The sequence below is a fragment of the Saccharothrix isguenensis genome (assembly GCF_052936305.1).
This window is the reverse complement of record NZ_CP193626.1, coordinates 5,817,200-5,833,667: the sequence shown is the minus strand read 5'-3', so window position 1 is coordinate 5,833,667 and position 16,468 is coordinate 5,817,200. Positions and strand designations below refer to the sequence as shown.

The 16,468-nt window shown below is 66.7% G+C and carries 7 protein-coding genes and 3 rRNA genes; 5 read left to right on the top strand and 5 right to left on the bottom strand.

Translation table 11 applies throughout. The features are described 5' to 3' along the window. Positions 1-68: 68 nt before the first annotated feature. The 4 genes from ACRAKI_RS25765 to ACRAKI_RS25750 all read right to left on the bottom strand — a co-directional run bounded on the left by ACRAKI_RS25765 (position 69) and on the right by ACRAKI_RS25750 (position 5,052). A complete protein-coding gene (locus ACRAKI_RS25765; RefSeq protein WP_447003092.1) occupies positions 69-1,181 on the bottom strand; it encodes a carboxylate-amine ligase in 1,113 nt (370 codons plus the stop codon). Positions 1,182-1,264: 83 nt separating this feature from the next. Beyond that, a complete protein-coding gene (locus tag ACRAKI_RS25760; protein WP_447003091.1) occupies positions 1,265-2,968 on the bottom strand; it encodes an EAL domain-containing protein in 1,704 nt (567 codons plus the stop codon). Between the two features lie 41 nt (positions 2,969-3,009). After that, on the bottom strand, positions 3,010-4,083 hold the full coding sequence (locus tag ACRAKI_RS25755; protein ID WP_447003090.1) for a lycopene cyclase family protein: 1,074 nt from the start codon (positions 4,081-4,083) through the stop codon (positions 3,010-3,012). Next, positions 4,084-5,052: an MASE1 domain-containing protein gene (locus tag ACRAKI_RS25750; protein ID WP_447003089.1), complete on the bottom strand. Its 969-nt coding sequence runs from the start codon at positions 5,050-5,052 to the stop codon at positions 4,084-4,086. It lies immediately after the preceding gene. Positions 5,053-5,387: 335 nt separating this feature from the next. Here ACRAKI_RS25750 and ACRAKI_RS25745 point away from each other — a divergent pair. The 5 genes from ACRAKI_RS25745 to ACRAKI_RS25725 all read left to right on the top strand — a co-directional run bounded on the left by ACRAKI_RS25745 (position 5,388) and on the right by ACRAKI_RS25725 (position 15,177). Next, positions 5,388-6,904: ribosomal RNA gene (locus ACRAKI_RS25745) — 16S ribosomal RNA — on the top strand. A 350-nt stretch (positions 6,905-7,254) separates the two neighbouring features. Then, a 23S ribosomal RNA gene (locus ACRAKI_RS25740) occupies positions 7,255-10,336 on the top strand. 111 nt (positions 10,337-10,447) lie between these two features. Beyond that, positions 10,448-10,564, top strand: a 5S ribosomal RNA gene (gene rrf / locus ACRAKI_RS25735). Together the 16S, 23S and 5S rRNA genes form the textbook arrangement of a ribosomal RNA operon. A gap of 111 nt (positions 10,565-10,675) precedes the next feature. Further along, positions 10,676-12,244 carry a deoxyguanosinetriphosphate triphosphohydrolase family protein gene (locus tag ACRAKI_RS25730; protein WP_447003088.1) on the top strand — a complete coding sequence of 523 codons (1,569 nt, stop codon included), beginning with the start codon at positions 10,676-10,678 and terminating at the stop codon, positions 12,242-12,244. A 143-nt stretch (positions 12,245-12,387) separates the two neighbouring features. Further along, complete coding sequence (locus ACRAKI_RS25725; protein WP_447003087.1) at positions 12,388-15,177, top strand: S8 family serine peptidase; 2,790 nt, start codon at positions 12,388-12,390, stop codon at positions 15,175-15,177. A gap of 61 nt (positions 15,178-15,238) precedes the next feature. On the opposite strand, the gene ACRAKI_RS25720 is transcribed toward ACRAKI_RS25725, so the two are convergent. Beyond that, positions 15,239-16,216 carry a helix-turn-helix domain-containing protein gene (locus ACRAKI_RS25720; protein WP_033443667.1) on the bottom strand — a complete coding sequence of 326 codons (978 nt, stop codon included), beginning with the start codon at positions 16,214-16,216 and terminating at the stop codon, positions 15,239-15,241. Between the last annotated feature and the right edge of the window lie 252 nt (positions 16,217-16,468).

Below are 16,468 nucleotides of genomic sequence, written 5' to 3'. Positions count from 1 at the left end.
CAAGGATGCGCCGACCGGCCGCCGTCTACACCTCGGACCACATCCCGGACCACTCCCGGAAGATCCGGCTAGGTCTGCGCGACCAGCATCTCCACCACGTCCAGCAACGACCCGCGCCGCCGGTACGCCCGCCGCTGCCTCGCCGCCCCCGTGCCGTCCAGCAGCACCCGGTCGAGGCCGTCCAGCACCAGGTCCTCGTCCCCGACCGACCGCAACGCCGGCCGCGTCCAGTCGACCAGGGACCGCACCATGTCCACCGCGGGCACCAACCGGCCGGTGTGCGGCTCGATCCCCGCCCCGTCCAGCCCGTCCCGCGCCGCCCGCCACAACGCCGTCCGCACCGCCAGGTCCGGCACCCGCTGCGCGGGCCGACCGTCCAACGCCGTCCGCGCGATCGCCCGTACCAGAGCCGCCAGCACCACGGCCTCGTCCACGGTCGCCGCCACGTCGCACACCCTCAGCTCCACCGTCGGGTGGCGGGCCGACAGCCGCACGTCCCAGTAGACCATCGCCGAGTCCAACGCCGCCCCGGCCGTCCGCAGCATCCCGGTGTGCCGGTGGTAGTCCTCCGGCGACTCGAACCAGGGCGGCGCGCCCGCCGACGGCCACGGGCTCCACGCCAGGTACCGCGAACTCGCGTACCCCGTGTCCCGGCCCTCCGAGAACGGCGAGTTCGCGCTGATCGCCAACAGCACCGGCAGCCACTGCCGCAGGTGGTTGCTGATCAGCACTCCGGCTTCCTCGTCCGGGATGCCGATGTGCACGTGGCACCCGCAGATGGTCAGCCCGTCGATCAACGTCCCGTACTCGGCGGCGATGGTCCGGTACCGGTCGCTGTCGGCCAGCGGCGGCGGCCTGACCCCGCCGAGCACCGGCGTCCCCGTCGCCACGATCCGCGCGCCGTGCCCACCCGCCAACGCCGCCAACGCGTCCCGCGCGGCCAGCAGCTGCTCCTGAACCTCGGCCATGCTCCGGCACACCGGCGTGGCGCTCTCGACCTGGTAGAGGGTCATCTCCTGCTGGAGGTCCAGCTCGGTGCGCACACCACCGAGCACCCTGGACGCCAGGGGCGCCAGCATCCCGGTCTCCGCGTCGACGAGCAGGAACTCCTCCTCGACTCCCACGGACAGCGGCAGGTCGGAGACGATTCGCGGAAGCGGTAGGGCGGTGGCCTCGCTCACCAGGGACCTCCCTGCGCTGGGTAGTCAGCCTGATGCTAGGAGTAATCGATCGGGCAGCGCATGCATCGAAGCGGTGAACTTCCCTAACTTACAGCGAGATGCGGCCCGCCGCGCAGGACGTCGACGTGGTCGCTCCCCGGCCGACCGAGCACCCAACTCGTGCCCCGCAACGACTTCGCGTGCCCCTTCAACGGCGCGAGCAGCCGGGACACCTCCCGGTACGACCCCACGGTCCCCGCCGCGCAGATCAACGTCGCCAGCGACAACGTCACCTCGCGACCCTCCGCCTCGAACGGCGAGTCCAGCACCCCGGCGGCGAACGGCACGATCTCGTCCAGTCCCGCGACCACCAGGAAGTCGTCCCCGCCGACGTGCCCGACCTGCGCTCCCGGGTACGCCGCCGCACCCTCCGTCAACGAACGCCCGATGGCCCGGATCAGGTCGTCACCGGCCGCGAACCCCGCCGAGTCGTTCACCCGCTTGAACGCGTCCACGTCCAGCCAGCCCACCGCGAACAGCTCGCCGCCCAGGATCCGCCGGTCCACCTCGCGCGCGATCGAGTCGCTGCCCGGCAGCCTGGTCAGCGGGCTCAGCGCCGCCGCCTGCTCCACCTTCATCTCGGCCACGCCGCGCACCACGTCCGCGACCCGCACCACGCCCAGGCACCGGTCGTCCTCGTCCACGACCACCAGGTCGTCGTTCGTGCGCTCGCGGTTCGCGTGCGCCACCACGTCCAGCAGGTCCAACGCGCTCGAATCCGCGCCGATCACCTTCGGCTTGTCCGCCAACCGCGCCGCCACCCGCTTCGCGTGCAGGGCGTGCCCGAACGGCCCCGTCACCCCCAGCAGGAACCGGTTGCGGTCCACCGTCCACCGCGGCCGGCCGGAGTCGTCCACCAGCACCACACCGGTCACGGTCGGCTGGTTCGCCAGCACCTCCCGAACGTCCTCGGACGTCGCCGACTCGGGCAGCGTGGTCGCCGGGTGAAGGAAGTCGGTGACCTTCGGCCCCGACCGGCGCCGCAACGGCCCGGTCATCGTGTTGGTGACCGCCTCCGGGTCGCTGATCTCGCTCAACACCGCCGAGATCATCGCGTCCACCTTGGGCCGACGCTGCGCGGTCGCCAGCAGGTTGCCCTGCGCCAGCCGCACGCCGAGCCGACGCAGCGCGCCCAGCTCGGCCTCCGTCTCCACGCCTTCCGCCACGACCAGCGACCCGACGTGCTCGCACACGTGCTGCAACGCCTGGACCAGCGCGTACCGGGCCGGATCGGACGGCAGCGCCACCACAACCTCGCGGTCCAGCTTGACCAAATCCGGCTGCACCTCGGTCAGCAGCGACAGCGGCGTGTCACCCTCGCCGACCCCGTCCAGACCGATCCTGAACCCGTGCTCGCGCAGCCGCTCGATGCCCTTGACCAGCAATCGGCGCGGCGCCCGCGAGTACGGCGTGCCGACCTCCACGACCAGGTCGGCTGGGGTGCGGCCGGTCTCGCGCAGCGCGCCGTAGAGCGGGGCCATGAACTCGGGCTTGTCCGCGATCGTCATCGCGAGGAGGTTCACGTGCAGGGGCACACCCAGGCCGTGGTCGGCCGCCTGGCGGACCGCGCGGCACGCGAGCGCCACGTCGGTGTTCGCCAGGTAACCCGCGCGGAACGCCATCCGCAGCAGGTCCTGCACGTTGCCGTCGTGCGGCCGGGCCAGCGCCTCGACCGCCACGACCCCTCCGGTGTGGAGGTTGAACAACGGCTGGAAGGCGAAGCGAACGTCATCCAGCAAGGCGGGCACGGCCACGATCGTGCCCGGTCGGCCCTCCTTTGCCGAGGGCGTTAACCAGGTGTTCCCAAAACTTTGGCCGATTGCACAGGAAATGCCATGCGGGCACGCATACGCCAGTCCGCCGAACCGAACAGCCGGAGCATCACGCGGACCGTCCTGCGCAGGTCATCGTCCCCGTCGAGGTAGTCGCGTTGGAGGTTGTCGGGCAATTGGAAAAAATGGTTGAAGAATTCCGGAACCTCGTCCGGCCGCATCGCCAGCACCGCCTCCAGGCCCCACAACCGCAACCCGCGCACCGCTCGTTCGGCCGTCGACCGCGTCACCGGACGCCCGTCCGCGATGGCCTCCGCCACCACCGGCGCCCGCCGCAACGCCGACGCGACGCTGTACCCCGTCGCCGGGTGCACCGACCCGGCGGCCGCGCCGAACGCGCCGTCCCGCGCCCGCCCGTCCAGTGCGATGCGCACCCGCTCCTCACCCTCCGGCACGGGGACGCCGTGCGCGGCCAGGCGCGCGTGCAACCGCAGCCGCAGCTCACCCAGCGGCAGACCCGGCCGGCGGGCCAACGACGTCTCCTCCAGCAGCACCTCGTCCGCCGACACCGGAATCGCGTAGAGGAACGTCGGATCGTCCGTCGTCGCCGCCGGCGGCCTGCGCCAGTCCATGATCAGCGCTTCGTCCGCACCCACGAACGGCGCCGCCAGTCCCGCCGGAACCACCACGCCGACCGCAGTCTGCGCCGCCCGGCCACCCGCCGTGCCGGTCGCGTCGACCACCCTGCCGGTCACCACCCGCCCGCCGGCCAGGGTCACGCCCGTGGCCGACCACGCGACGACCCGGCCCGCGACCACCCGCACGTCGTCCGGGAGCCACCGCAGCCGCTCGTTGTCCAACACCGCGTACCCACGGGCGATCACGTGCTCGGCGGTGGTCACCGCACGCGACCTCGACACCGACAGCGCTACCGGCGCGTCGGCCGGCAACTGGTCCACCCACCCCGCGTAGGTCGCCCGCCACGGCCGTCCCGGGTTCGGGTCGACCACCGTCGTCCCCAGGCCCCTCGCCGCGCACGCCCGCGCCAACGCCCGACCCGCCGGGCCACCACCGACCACGACCACGTCCATCTAGGGCTTCTCCCCGGGCCGAGGCGGCAGCGCGTCGCCCAACAGCAGGGGCCGGTACTGCTGCACCACGTCCGCCAGCTGCGCCACCGTGCGCTCGATCGCCTGCTGCGCCGCGTTGCGCTCCGCGATCACCGCCGACAGCAGCAGCGCCGTCAACACCGTCGTCGCGTTGAACGCCTGCAACGTCACCATGCGCACGAAGAGGTCCAACCCGGCGAACGGGCCGGAGCTCATCGCCGCACCCCGTGCCGCCAGGGTCGTCGCGATCAGCGCGCACGGCGTCGTGCCCGGGTGCTGGAAGCGCAACGCCGCCCAGATCAGGAACGGGAACACCAGGTACATCAGCCGGAGGTCGTGCGTCGTCGCCACCGCCATGACCGTCGTCGTGCACGCCACCAGCGCCGCGGCCTCCACCCACCGGCGCGCGGGGTGGTTCCGCAGGCGCACGGTGCGGAACGCCAGGACGATCGGCACCAGCACCAGGACGCCCAGCGCGTCACCGGTCCACCACACCGCCCACGTCGACCAGAAACCGGCGCCGTCGATCACCCCGGTCAGCAGGAGCGCGCCGCTGCCGACCGTCGCGCTGACCGCCATGCCCGTGAACGCGCCCAGGAACACCAGCGCGAGCGCGTCACGCGTGCGGTCCATCTCCTGCCGGAAGCCCATCCGCCTCAGCAACAGGCAGGCCACCACCGGGCCGAGCGTGTTGCCCGCGCTGATGAGGACAGTGGAGGCGACGTCGGTCAGCGTGGCGTTGACCGCGAACGCGCCCACCGCGACACCCGGCCACATCTTCAGACCGCCGAGCACCAGCGCGAGCACGGCGACACCGGTCGGCGGCCACAGCGGGGTCACCTGGTCGTTGATCAACGCCTGGAGGAGCCCGAGGCGCGCGCCCGCGTAGTAGCCGGCCGCCACCACGAGGAGGTGGAGCGCGTACCGGCCGGGTCCGGGAGATGGCTGCACCGGCACAGCATCCACCGTTCAAGGGGGTCGCACCACGCCTAGCTGCGGAGACGCCGTAACCGACCCCCCGATTTCACTATCCGGGGACACTCGTGTAGCTTTCTCCATGTCAGCGCGGAACGGGCCGGAGAGAGACCGGAACGGAGCGCGGCGAACATAGAAGCCCCGGATCGAATCACAGTAGTGATGAGTGACGGTGTGCGCGTGTTCTTTGAGAACTCAACAGCGTGCCGAATAGCCAGTAAATTTATGAACCTCGTCAAGAGGTTTCCTTTGAGATTGTTACTGGACAACTGACATTATTGTCAGTGTTGTTCGGAGCGATCAAACATTCCTTATTGGAGAGTTTGATCCTGGCTCAGGACGAACGCTGGCGGCGTGCTTAACACATGCAAGTCGAGCGGTAAGGCCCTTCGGGGTACACGAGCGGCGAACGGGTGAGTAACACGTGGGTAACCTGCCCTGTACTCTGGGATAAGCCTGGGAAACTAGGTCTAATACCGGATATGACCTGCCTCCGCATGGTGGTGGGTGGAAAGTTCCGGCGGTACAGGATGGACCCGCGGCCTATCAGCTTGTTGGTGGGGTAATGGCCTACCAAGGCGACGACGGGTAGCCGGCCTGAGAGGGTGACCGGCCACACTGGGACTGAGACACGGCCCAGACTCCTACGGGAGGCAGCAGTGGGGAATATTGCACAATGGGCGAAAGCCTGATGCAGCGACGCCGCGTGAGGGATGACGGCCTTCGGGTTGTAAACCTCTTTCAGCGGGGACGAAGGGCAACTGACGGTACCCGCAGAAGAAGCACCGGCTAACTACGTGCCAGCAGCCGCGGTAATACGTAGGGTGCGAGCGTTGTCCGGAATTATTGGGCGTAAAGAGCTCGTAGGCGGTTTGTTGCGTCGGCTGTGAAAACTTCACGCTTAACGTGGAGCCTGCAGTCGATACGGGCAGACTTGAGTTCGGCAGGGGAGACTGGAATTCCTGGTGTAGCGGTGAAATGCGCAGATATCAGGAGGAACACCGGTGGCGAAGGCGGGTCTCTGGGCCGATACTGACGCTGAGGAGCGAAAGCGTGGGGAGCGAACAGGATTAGATACCCTGGTAGTCCACGCCGTAAACGGTGGGTGCTAGGTGTGGGGGACTTCCACGTCCTCCGTGCCGCAGCTAACGCATTAAGCACCCCGCCTGGGGAGTACGGCCGCAAGGCTAAAACTCAAAGGAATTGACGGGGGCCCGCACAAGCGGCGGAGCATGTGGATTAATTCGATGCAACGCGAAGAACCTTACCTGGGCTTGACATGCACTGGAAAGCCGTAGAGATACGGCCCCCCTTGTGGCCGGTGTACAGGTGGTGCATGGCTGTCGTCAGCTCGTGTCGTGAGATGTTGGGTTAAGTCCCGCAACGAGCGCAACCCTCGTTCCATGTTGCCAGCGCGTAATGGCGGGGACTCATGGGAGACTGCCGGGGTCAACTCGGAGGAAGGTGGGGATGACGTCAAGTCATCATGCCCCTTATGTCCAGGGCTTCACACATGCTACAATGGCCGGTACAGAGGGCTGCTAAGCCGTGAGGTGGAGCGAATCCCACAAAGCCGGTCTCAGTTCGGATCGGGGTCTGCAACTCGACCCCGTGAAGTCGGAGTCGCTAGTAATCGCAGATCAGCAACGCTGCGGTGAATACGTTCCCGGGCCTTGTACACACCGCCCGTCACGTCACGAAAGTCGGTAACACCCGAAGCCCGTGGCCCAACCCGTAAGGGGGGGAGCGGTCGAAGGTGGGACTGGCGATTGGGACGAAGTCGTAACAAGGTAGCCGTACCGGAAGGTGCGGCTGGATCACCTCCTTTCTAAGGAGCATTCCTCACCGGTTCTCTTCTGGAGGGCCTGTGGAGAGCCTCGCGATCGGCGGATGATCGATCGGTGGTTGCTCAATGATGTGGATGCTGGCTACATGCAGGATCTCGGGTTGTCGACGGTGTCAGTACTGTCCGTAAGGGCGTGGAAGGGATCGTCGAGGGTTCAGGGTTTCTGTTCGGCACGCTGTTGGGTCCTGAGAGAACACGTGAGTGTTCGATCAGCGGGAAACGACAGGACGGTCTCCGTCCGCGAACCGCCGGCTCCGGTCGGTAGGCGTGGGCAGTGTGGGATGGTGTCTGGTTGTTCTTTGAGAACTGCACAGTGGATGCGAGCATCTTTGTGGCAAGTTATTAAGGGCACACGGTGGATGCCTTGGCACCAGGAGCCGATGAAGGACGTAGGAGACTGCGAAAAGCCTTGGGGAGCTGTCAACCGAGCTGAGATCCAAGGGTATCCGAATGGGGAAACCCGGCCCCAGTCATGTGGGGTCACCCACGTCTGAACACATAGGGCGTGTGGAGGGAACGCGGGGAAGTGAAACATCTCAGTACCCGCAGGAAGAGAAAACAACCGTGATTCCGTGAGTAGTGGCGAGCGAAAGCGGATGAGGCTAAACCGTATTCGTGTGATACCCGGCAGGGGTTGCGTGTGCGGGGTCGTGGGACCTGTTCGTCAGTTCTGCCGAGCTGGCAAGGAGTTATAAAACGGTGTTGTTAGCGGAACGCGTCTGGAAAGCGTGGCCGTAGAGGGTGAAAGTCCCGTACGCGAAAACTCACCGTCTTCTTACAGTGTTCCCAAGTAGCAGCGTACTCGTGAAATTCGCTGTGAATCTGGCGGGACCACCCGCTAAGCCTAAATACTACCTGGTGACCGATAGCGGACTAGTACCGTGAGGGAAAGGTGAAAAGTACCCCGGGAGGGGAGTGAAATAGTACCTGAAACCGTGTGCCTACAATCCGTCGGAGCCTTTAGGGGTGACGGCGTGCCTTTTGAAGAATGAGCCTGCGAGTTAGTGCTGCGTGGCGAGGTTAACCCGTGTGGGGTAGCCGTAGCGAAAGCGAGTCCGAATAGGGCGATCCAGTCGCGTGGTCTAGACCCGAAGCGGAGTGATCTAGCCATGGCCAGGGTGAAGCGCGGGTAAGACCGCGTGGAGGCCCGAACCCACCAGGGTTGAAAACCTGGGGGATGAGCTGTGGTTAGGGGTGAAAGGCCAATCAAACTCCGTGATAGCTGGTTCTCCCCGAAATGCATTTAGGTGCAGCGTCGTGTGTTTCGTGCCGGAGGTAGAGCACTGGATGGTCTAGGGGGCCCACAAGCTTACCGAAATCAACCAAACTCCGAATGCCGGTACGTGAGAGCGCGGCAGTGAGACTGCGGGGGATAAGCTTCGTAGTCGAGAGGGAAACAGCCCAGAACGCCGGCTAAGGCCCCTAAGTGTGTGCTAAGTGGGAAAGGATGTGGGGTCGCCCAGACAACCAGGAGGTTGGCTTAGAAGCAGCCACCCTTTAAAGAGTGCGTAATAGCTCACTGGTCAAGTGGTCCTGCGCCGACAATGTAGCGGGGCTCAAGCACACCGCCGAAGCCGTGTCATTTCAGTGTAATGCTGGGATGGGTAGGGGAGCGTCGTTCAGCCATTGAAGCGCCGGAGTGATCCAGGTGTGGAGGCTGGACGAGTGAGAATGCAGGCATGAGTAGCGAAAGACGAGTGAGAAACTCGTCCGCCGGATGACCAAGGGTTCCTGGGCCAGGCTAATCCGCCCAGGGTAAGTCGGGACCTAAGGCGAGGCCGACAGGCGTAGTCGATGGACAACGGGTTGATATTCCCGTACCCGTGTGAACGCGCCCATGGCGAACCTTGTGATACTAACCGCCCGAAGCCCGCTCTGTCCCTTCGGGGGCGGGGTGACGTGGAGCGCGGGACCTGAACTTGTAGTAGTCAAGCGATGGGGTGACGCAGGAGGGTAGCTCCGCCAGTGAGTGGTAGTACTGGTGTAAGCGTGTAGGCCGTCTGGTAGGCAAATCCGCCAGGCATCAGGGCTGAGACGTGATGCATAGCCGATTGAGGCGAAGTAGAGTGATCCCATGCTGCCGAGAAAAGCCTCTAGTGAGTGTTCATGCGGCCCGTACCCCAAACCGACACAGGTGGTCAGGTAGAGAATACCGAGGCGATCGGGCGAACTGTGGTTAAGGAACTCGGCAAAATGCCCCCGTAACTTCGGGAGAAGGGGGGCCGAGGGATTTGAAGCCCCTTGCGGGCTAGGATTTTTCGGCCGCAGAGACCAGCGAGAAGCGACTGTTTACTAAAAACACAGGTCCGTGCGAAGTCGCAAGACGATGTATACGGACTGACGCCTGCCCGGTGCTGGAACGTTAAGGGGACCGGTTAGTCTTTCGGGGCGAAGCTGAGAACTTAAGCGCCAGTAAACGGCGGTGGTAACTATAACCATCCTAAGGTAGCGAAATTCCTTGTCGGGTAAGTTCCGACCTGCACGAATGGCGTAACGACTTCTCGACTGTCTCAACCACAGGCCCGGCGAAATTGCATTACGAGTAAAGATGCTCGTTACGCGCGGCAGGACGGAAAGACCCCGGGACCTTTACTATAGCTTGGTATTGGTGTTCGGTTCGGCTTGTGTAGGATAGGTGGGAGACTGTGAAGCGCTGACGCCAGTCAGTGTGGAGTCGTCGTTGAAATACCACTCTGGTCGTACTGGATGTCTAACCTCGGTCCGTGATCCGGATCAGGGACAGTGCCTGGTGGGTAGTTTAACTGGGGCGGTTGCCTCCCAAAGAGTAACGGAGGCGCTCAAAGGTTCCCTCAGCCTGGTTGGCAATCAGGTGTCGAGTGCAAGTGCACAAGGGGGCTTGACTGTGAGACCGACAGGTCGAGCAGGGACGAAAGTCGGAACTAGTGATCCGGCCATGGCTTGTGGAAGCGTGGTCGCTCAACGGATAAAAGGTACCCCGGGGATAACAGGCTGATCTTGCCCAAGAGTCCATATCGACGGCATGGTTTGGCACCTCGATGTCGGCTCGTCGCATCCTGGGGCTGGAGTAGGTCCCAAGGGTTGGGCTGTTCGCCCATTAAAGCGGTACGCGAGCTGGGTTTAGAACGTCGTGAGACAGTTCGGTCCCTATCCGCCGCGCGCGTAGGATACTTGCGGAAGGCTGTCCCTAGTACGAGAGGACCGGGACGGACGGACCTCTGGTGTGCCAGTTGTCCTGCCAAGGGCATTGCTGGTTGGCTACGTTCGGAAGGGATAACCGCTGAAAGCATCTAAGCGGGAAGCCTGTTCCTAGATGAGGTATCCCACCCCTTTGTGGGTTAAGGCCCCCAAGAGACCATTGGGTTGATAGGCCGGAGATGGAAGGTCGGTAACGGCTGGAGTTGACCGGTACTAATAGGCCGAGGACTTGTCATGAAGACGCTACGCATCCACTGTGCGGTTCTGAAAGAACCGAACCGGACCATCTGGTCCACCCTGTGTTTCGGGGGTGGGTCGGGTGCCTACGGGTTGGTAATTTCATAGTGTTTCGGTGGTCATAGCGGTGGGGGAACACCCGGTCCCATTCCGAACCCGGTAGTTAAGCCTTCCAGCGCCGATGGTACTGCACTCGTGAGGGTGTGGGAGAGTAGGACGCCGCCGAACATTCTTCGCCTTCAGGGGCACTCGTGATCGAGTGCCCCTGAAGGCTTTTTTGCGTTCAGCACTCGAGATGCCACTACGCAGGGCCGGGCTGCGGCGACTACCTTTCTTGCCATGCAGCACGAGCACGCCGCCGATCCCCGGACGCAGCGACGTTCGGGCGGGAACGCCGTCCAAGCCGACCTCGCCACGAGCCCGTTCAGGGTCGATCGGGACAGGGTGGCGAGTTCGCCGTTCTTCGCCCGCCTCGGCGGCGTCACGCAGGTCGTCAGCTCGACCGGCTCCGGTCTCCTGGTGCACAACCGCCTCACGCACAGCCTGAAGGTCGCCCAGGCCGCCCGCGCCATCGCCGAACGCCTCAACGCCCGGCCGGACCTCGTGAACTTGATCGACAAGCTCGGCGGCTGCGACCCGGATGTCGTCGAAGCCGCCTCCCTGGCCCACGACCTGGGCCACCCGCCGTTCGGGCACCTCGGCGAGCAGGTCCTCGACCGCTTGGCCCGGCACCGGTTCGGCCTGGCGGACGGGTTCGAGGGCAACGCCCAGTCGTTCCGGATCATCACCACGACGGACGTGCGCGGCCCGGAGGCGGTGGGGCTCGACCTGACCGTGGCGGTGCGCGCGGCGATGCTCAAGTACCCGTGGACGCGTCTCTCCTATCCCCGCCCGCACCCCAAGGACATGGCGGCACCGCCGAGGGGAGCCGCTGAACCCACCGACTCGCCGGGCACCGGTTCGAGCAAGTTCTCCGCCTACGTCACCGAACTCGACGACGTCGTGCAGTCGCGCACGTTCTACACGGGCCGGTTGGAGCCGTGGCAGCAGACGGTCGAGGCGTCGGTCATGGACACCGCCGACGACATCGCCTACGCCATCCACGACCTGGAGGACTTCCACCGAGTGGGTGTGCTGCAGCACGCCACCGTGTCGAACGAGCTGAACACGTGGCTGGACAACGCCGTGGAGCTGGCCGGTCTGACCGCCGCCGACCTCGCCGCCCAGGAACGCAAACCCGGCCGTTCGCTGGAGTCCTTGCGCCGCCGGCTGCACGCCAAGGACTCGTGGGCGGTGGACGACGGCGCGTTCGCGCACGCCGTGGCGAAGGTCCGCGGCGAGTTGGTCGACGGCCTGCTGGCGGTGCCTTTCGACGGTTCGGTGGAGGCCGAGCAGGCCGTCGCCGGGTTCTCCACCCGGTGGACCCGCCGCCTGGTCGACGCGGTCGCGGTGGTCGAGGAGCCCACGACGCGCTCCGGGCACGTGGTGCTGGCCGTGCCGCAGTGGCACGAGGTGCAGGTGCTGAAGTTCGTGCACCGCCGGTTCGTGCTCCTCCGCCCGGACCTCGCGCTGCACCAACGGGGTCAGGCCCGGCTGCTCACGGCGTTGGTCGAGGCGCTGGAGCAGTGGGTGACCGACCGGCACGAGGCGAACAGGCTGCCACGCCGGCTGCACGACCTGGTGGAGTTGGCGGGCGCCGAGTACGCGGTGATCGCCCGGACCGACCCGTCGATGCTGGTCGGCGCGACGGGTGAGACGCCCTCTGGACCGGACGCCGTTCGGGCGCTGGCCCGCGGCCGGGCGGTGGTCGACTTCATCGCCTCGCTCACCGACAACCAGGCCGCGGCGCTGCTCGACGCGCTGTCCGGGCGAACCGGTCAGCTGTGGACAGATGCTTTTGTACTGTGAAATGTGATGGGTCGACCGTCTGACGAGTAGGCCGAACGGTGGCAGACGGTACTTGGGCGTGCGCAATACGTTGACCCCTCGGTCGTGGTTCCAGACCGAGTGGCTGCGTGCATCGGGGGCACGCCCAACTGGGGGAGACGCCTGTGCGCTCACCGAAACGCCGGTTCCGAAGAGACGCCGTGCTCGCGGCGGGTGCCGCGGCACTGTTAGCCCTGGGCGTGGTGTCGCCCGCTTCGGCCGATCCGCCCAAGGCTTCCAAGGGCGTCGAGGCCAACACCGCGGCGCAGATCGCCGCCCTCCAGGACATCAAGAAGTCGCTCACCGCGGCCGAGTCCAAGATGGACAGCGCGCTCGTGGTCGAGCGCCGCCGCCGGGTGAACGCCGGCACGTTCAAGAAGCTTCCCGCGCTCCAGACGGGCGTGAAGGTCCACAGCGGAAACACCGTCCTGGTGGACATCCGCGCCCACAAGGTCACCGACGAGCTGGTCGACGCGGTGCACGCCACGGGCGGCGGTGTCCGTTCCGTCTCCACCGAAGGCGCGACGGTCCGGGCCCAGGTGCCGCTCGACTCGCTCGCCAAGCTCTCGGCACGTGACGACGTCCGTCGGGTCGAGGCCGCGGTCGAGGCGAAGACGTTCCACAAGCAGGACCGCAAGGCCGATCCGGCCCCCTCCAAGGAGGACAAGGCCAAGGAGATCGAGGCCCGCACCCGTGAAGCCCTGATCGCCCCGCAGGCGATTCGGACCGGTGAGGGCGACCGGGCGCACGCCGCCGACACCGCGCGTGACGACTTCCGCGTCACCGGCACCGGCGTGAAGCTGTGCGCGCTGTCCGACGGTGTGGACTCGCTGGCCCTGTCGCAGACCGCCGGTGAACTGCCCGCCGGCGTGGAGGTGCTCCCCGGTCAGGAGGGCTCCGGCAACGAGGGCACCGCGATGTTGGAGATCCTGCACGACATCGCGCCGAACGCGAGCCTCGGCTTCGCCACCGCGTTCAACGGTGACGCGAGCTTCGCCGACAACATCCGCGCCCTGCGCTTCCGGCTGGGCTGCGACGTCATCGTGGACGACGTCCTGTACTTCAACGAGTCGCCGTTCCAGGACGGCGTGATCGCGCGGGCCGTGGACGCGGTGACCGCCGACGGCGCGCTGTTCTTCTCCTCCGCCGGCAACGAGGGCAACGTCGCGGACGGCACGTCCGGCCACTGGGAGGGCCAGTTCGTCGACTCGGGCGTCGGTGTGGGCAAGTTCGCCGGCAGCGCGCACGACTTCAACCCGTCGCCGGACGCCAAGCAGGTGTTCAACCCGCTGTCGGAGAGCTCGGGCAACGTGCCGGTGACGCTGTTCTGGTCCGACCCGCTGACCGCGTCGTTCAACGACTACGACCTGTACCTGGCGAACGCGCAGGGCAACGTGGTGGCGTTCAGCCAGAGCGTGCAGGACGGCACCCAGGACCCGTACGAGCGGCTGGACACGCCGTCGAGCGCGTTCGGCCTGCGGCTGGCCGTGGTGAAGTTCCGCGGTGAGGACAAGTACCTGTCGCTGTCCGCGTTGGGCGGTCGGTTCAAGGATTCCGCCGATGGGCTCAAGAAGTTCGCGACGCCGGGCGTGACGCGCGGGCACTCGGCGGCGAAGGGCGCGATCAGCGTCGCGGCGGCGCCGGCGAACAACCCGCTGCCGTTCGCCCTGGAGCCGGGCGACCCGGCCAACCCGCGCGGGCCGTTCCCGAACGCGTACGACGGCACGCAGCTGCCCGAGCGGTTCACGTCCGACGGTCCGCGCCGGGTGTTCTTCGCGCCCGACGGCACGCCGAGCGAGGAGGTTCGGCAGAAGCCGGACCTGACGGCCGCGGACGGCGTGCAGACCAGCGTGGCCGGGTTCAACCCGTTCTTCGGCACGTCGGCGTCCGCGCCGAACGCCGCGGCCATCGCGGGCCTGGTGCTGTCCGGCAACCCGGGCCTGTCGCCGGCCGAGGTGCGGGAGGCGATGACCACCACCGCGATCGACATCGCCGAGGCGGGCGTGGACAACCGCACCGGCGCCGGTGTCGTGCGCGCGGACCTGGTGCTCGCCTACACCGGTGCGTCGCCGCAGCCGTTGGCGAAGGCGACGAAGCCGTCCGTGGTCAACGACAGCGACGGCAGCCAGTACCTCAAGCCGGGCACGACGGCCACGGTGACCGTGCCGGTGGTCAACTCCGGTGACGGCATGGCCGCGTCGACGAGCCTCGTGCTCACCACGCCCACGCTGGGCGTGACGATCGCACCGAGGTCGAAGTACTACGGCAACGTCGAGGTCGGCCAGACGGTGACGAACACGTTCAAGGTGACCGTGCCCGCCGCGGTGCAGGTCGGCTCGGCGGTCAAGCTGGACGCGCGGGTGACCTTCGCCGGCTCGACGTCGCCGACGACGAGCGCGTTCACGCTCACGGTCGGCGAGCCGTCCCGTGACGCGAAGACGTTCGCGTACGGCGGTCCGGTCGTGGCCATCCCGGACAACAGCGCGCTCGGCGTGACGGTGGAGATCCCGGTCAGCGGCGTCGGCCGCGGGTCGAAGATCGCGTTGTCGGTCGACGGCGACACCTGCAGCGCGGACACGGGTGCGACCACGGTCGGCATCGACCACACGTTCGTCGGTGACCTGGTCGGCACGCTGACCTCGCCGTCCGGCGCGACGGCGACGGTGTTCCAGCGCAACGGCTCGACCGGCAACAACCTGTGCCAGGTCGTGTTCGACGACTCGGCCGAGCGGCCGTTCTCGTCGGTGACCAGCGCGTTGGCGCCGTTCACGGGGACGTGGCGGCCCACCACTCCGCTGAGCGCACTGCTCACCGAGTCGGTGGACGGCACGTGGAAGTTCAAGGTCGTGGACGCGGCCTCGTCCGACCGCGGTTCGCTCCGCACGGTGTCGTTGAAGATCAACGGTTACGTCTGAGTGACGGTCCGGACGTGACAAGGCCCCGGGAGCACGCTCCCGGGGCCTTGTTCGTAACGTGTTACTTGGGCCACTCCCAGCGGATGCCGAACACGCCGGGGCCGAACCCGAGCGCCACCGCGTGCACGCCGCCGGCGTTGTCGAGCGCCAGGTTGCGCCGCCGCGACGGCGTGTCGTCGCCGGCGGGCAGGCTGAACTGCTGGCACCGGGCGGGCAGGTTCGACTGGTCGAACCGCACCTCGATCACGTACTCGCGCACCGGCAGCCGGAACTTGCGGGTGAACGAGTTGTTGCCCGCCGGGTAGTGGCCCTCGGCGAACAGCAGCTGGTACTCCATGATGATGGTCTCGCCCCTGGTCAGGGGCCGGTCGAACATCATCTCGGCGGCCATGATGTTGACCTCGGTGTCCTCGACCACGCGCCCGAGGTGGCAGTTGCGCAGGTTGACGACCTGCGGCAGCACGTCGGCCTGCTCGGTCTCGAACACGAGCGCCCACCGGTCGGGGCCGTCCTGCTCGGCGCGCAGGATCTGGCGCACCCACACCGAGCGCTGACCGCCGTCCGCGGCGATCTCGATCCGGTCGTGCTGGCTGATCCGACCGAGCTTCACGTCGGAGGACGTGTCCACCTGCGTGAGCAGGTTCGCCACCCGCTCGCGGCGCTCCCACAGCGCGTCGATCGGCATCATCGTCGTCGGGCGCGACCGCCTGCCGCGCGGACGCGGGGGGCCGAGCAGCGCCGACAGGCCTGCCTGCGGCACGCCGAGCACGGTCTCCAGGTGACGCAGGGCCTCCAACGACTCGGGTCGCTCAGGTCGGCGGCGGCCGGACTGCCAGTAGCTCAGGGTCGCGACGCTGATGGTGACCCCGCGCAGCGCGAGCCGGTGCTGGATGCGGTCGAGACTCAGCCTGCTTGCTTTGATCGCAGCCCTCAGCGCCTCGGGAAACGGTCCCGTGGTGAGAAGCTGCGCAAGACTGCCGTGGCCCGTCGAGTCGAGTTCGTCGACGGACAGGTTGGGTCGACCGGCAGCGTTGGTCATTGTGACTCCCCGCTGTCATGAGATCACGCCCCAGTGACCCTACCCGCCAACGCAGGGCGTTGGTGCCATCCGAGTGGAGTCAATGGTTGGGCCATACGGGTCAGGAGTTCACTGGGATGGGCATCGTTCTGTCAAGTGCTGAACATCCTGTCTCTTCCCTTTGTAAACCCGTCGGTAACATTGTGCAACGGCTGCTTCGGTGGTGTGGCGGTGGGAACCTTCGGGGCTCGGTCGCGCCCGCCCCACCGGGGC

Coding starts and splice junctions, on each gene's coding strand:
- ACRAKI_RS25755 (WP_447003090.1), bottom strand. CDS start 4,083: ATGGACGTGGTCGTGGTCGGTGGTGGCCCGGCGGGTCGGGCGTTGGCG.
- ACRAKI_RS25730 (WP_447003088.1), top strand. CDS start 10,676: ATGCAGCACGAGCACGCCGCCGATCCCCGGACGCAGCGACGTTCGGGC.
- ACRAKI_RS25720 (WP_033443667.1), bottom strand. CDS start 16,216: ATGACCAACGCTGCCGGTCGACCCAACCTGTCCGTCGACGAACTCGAC.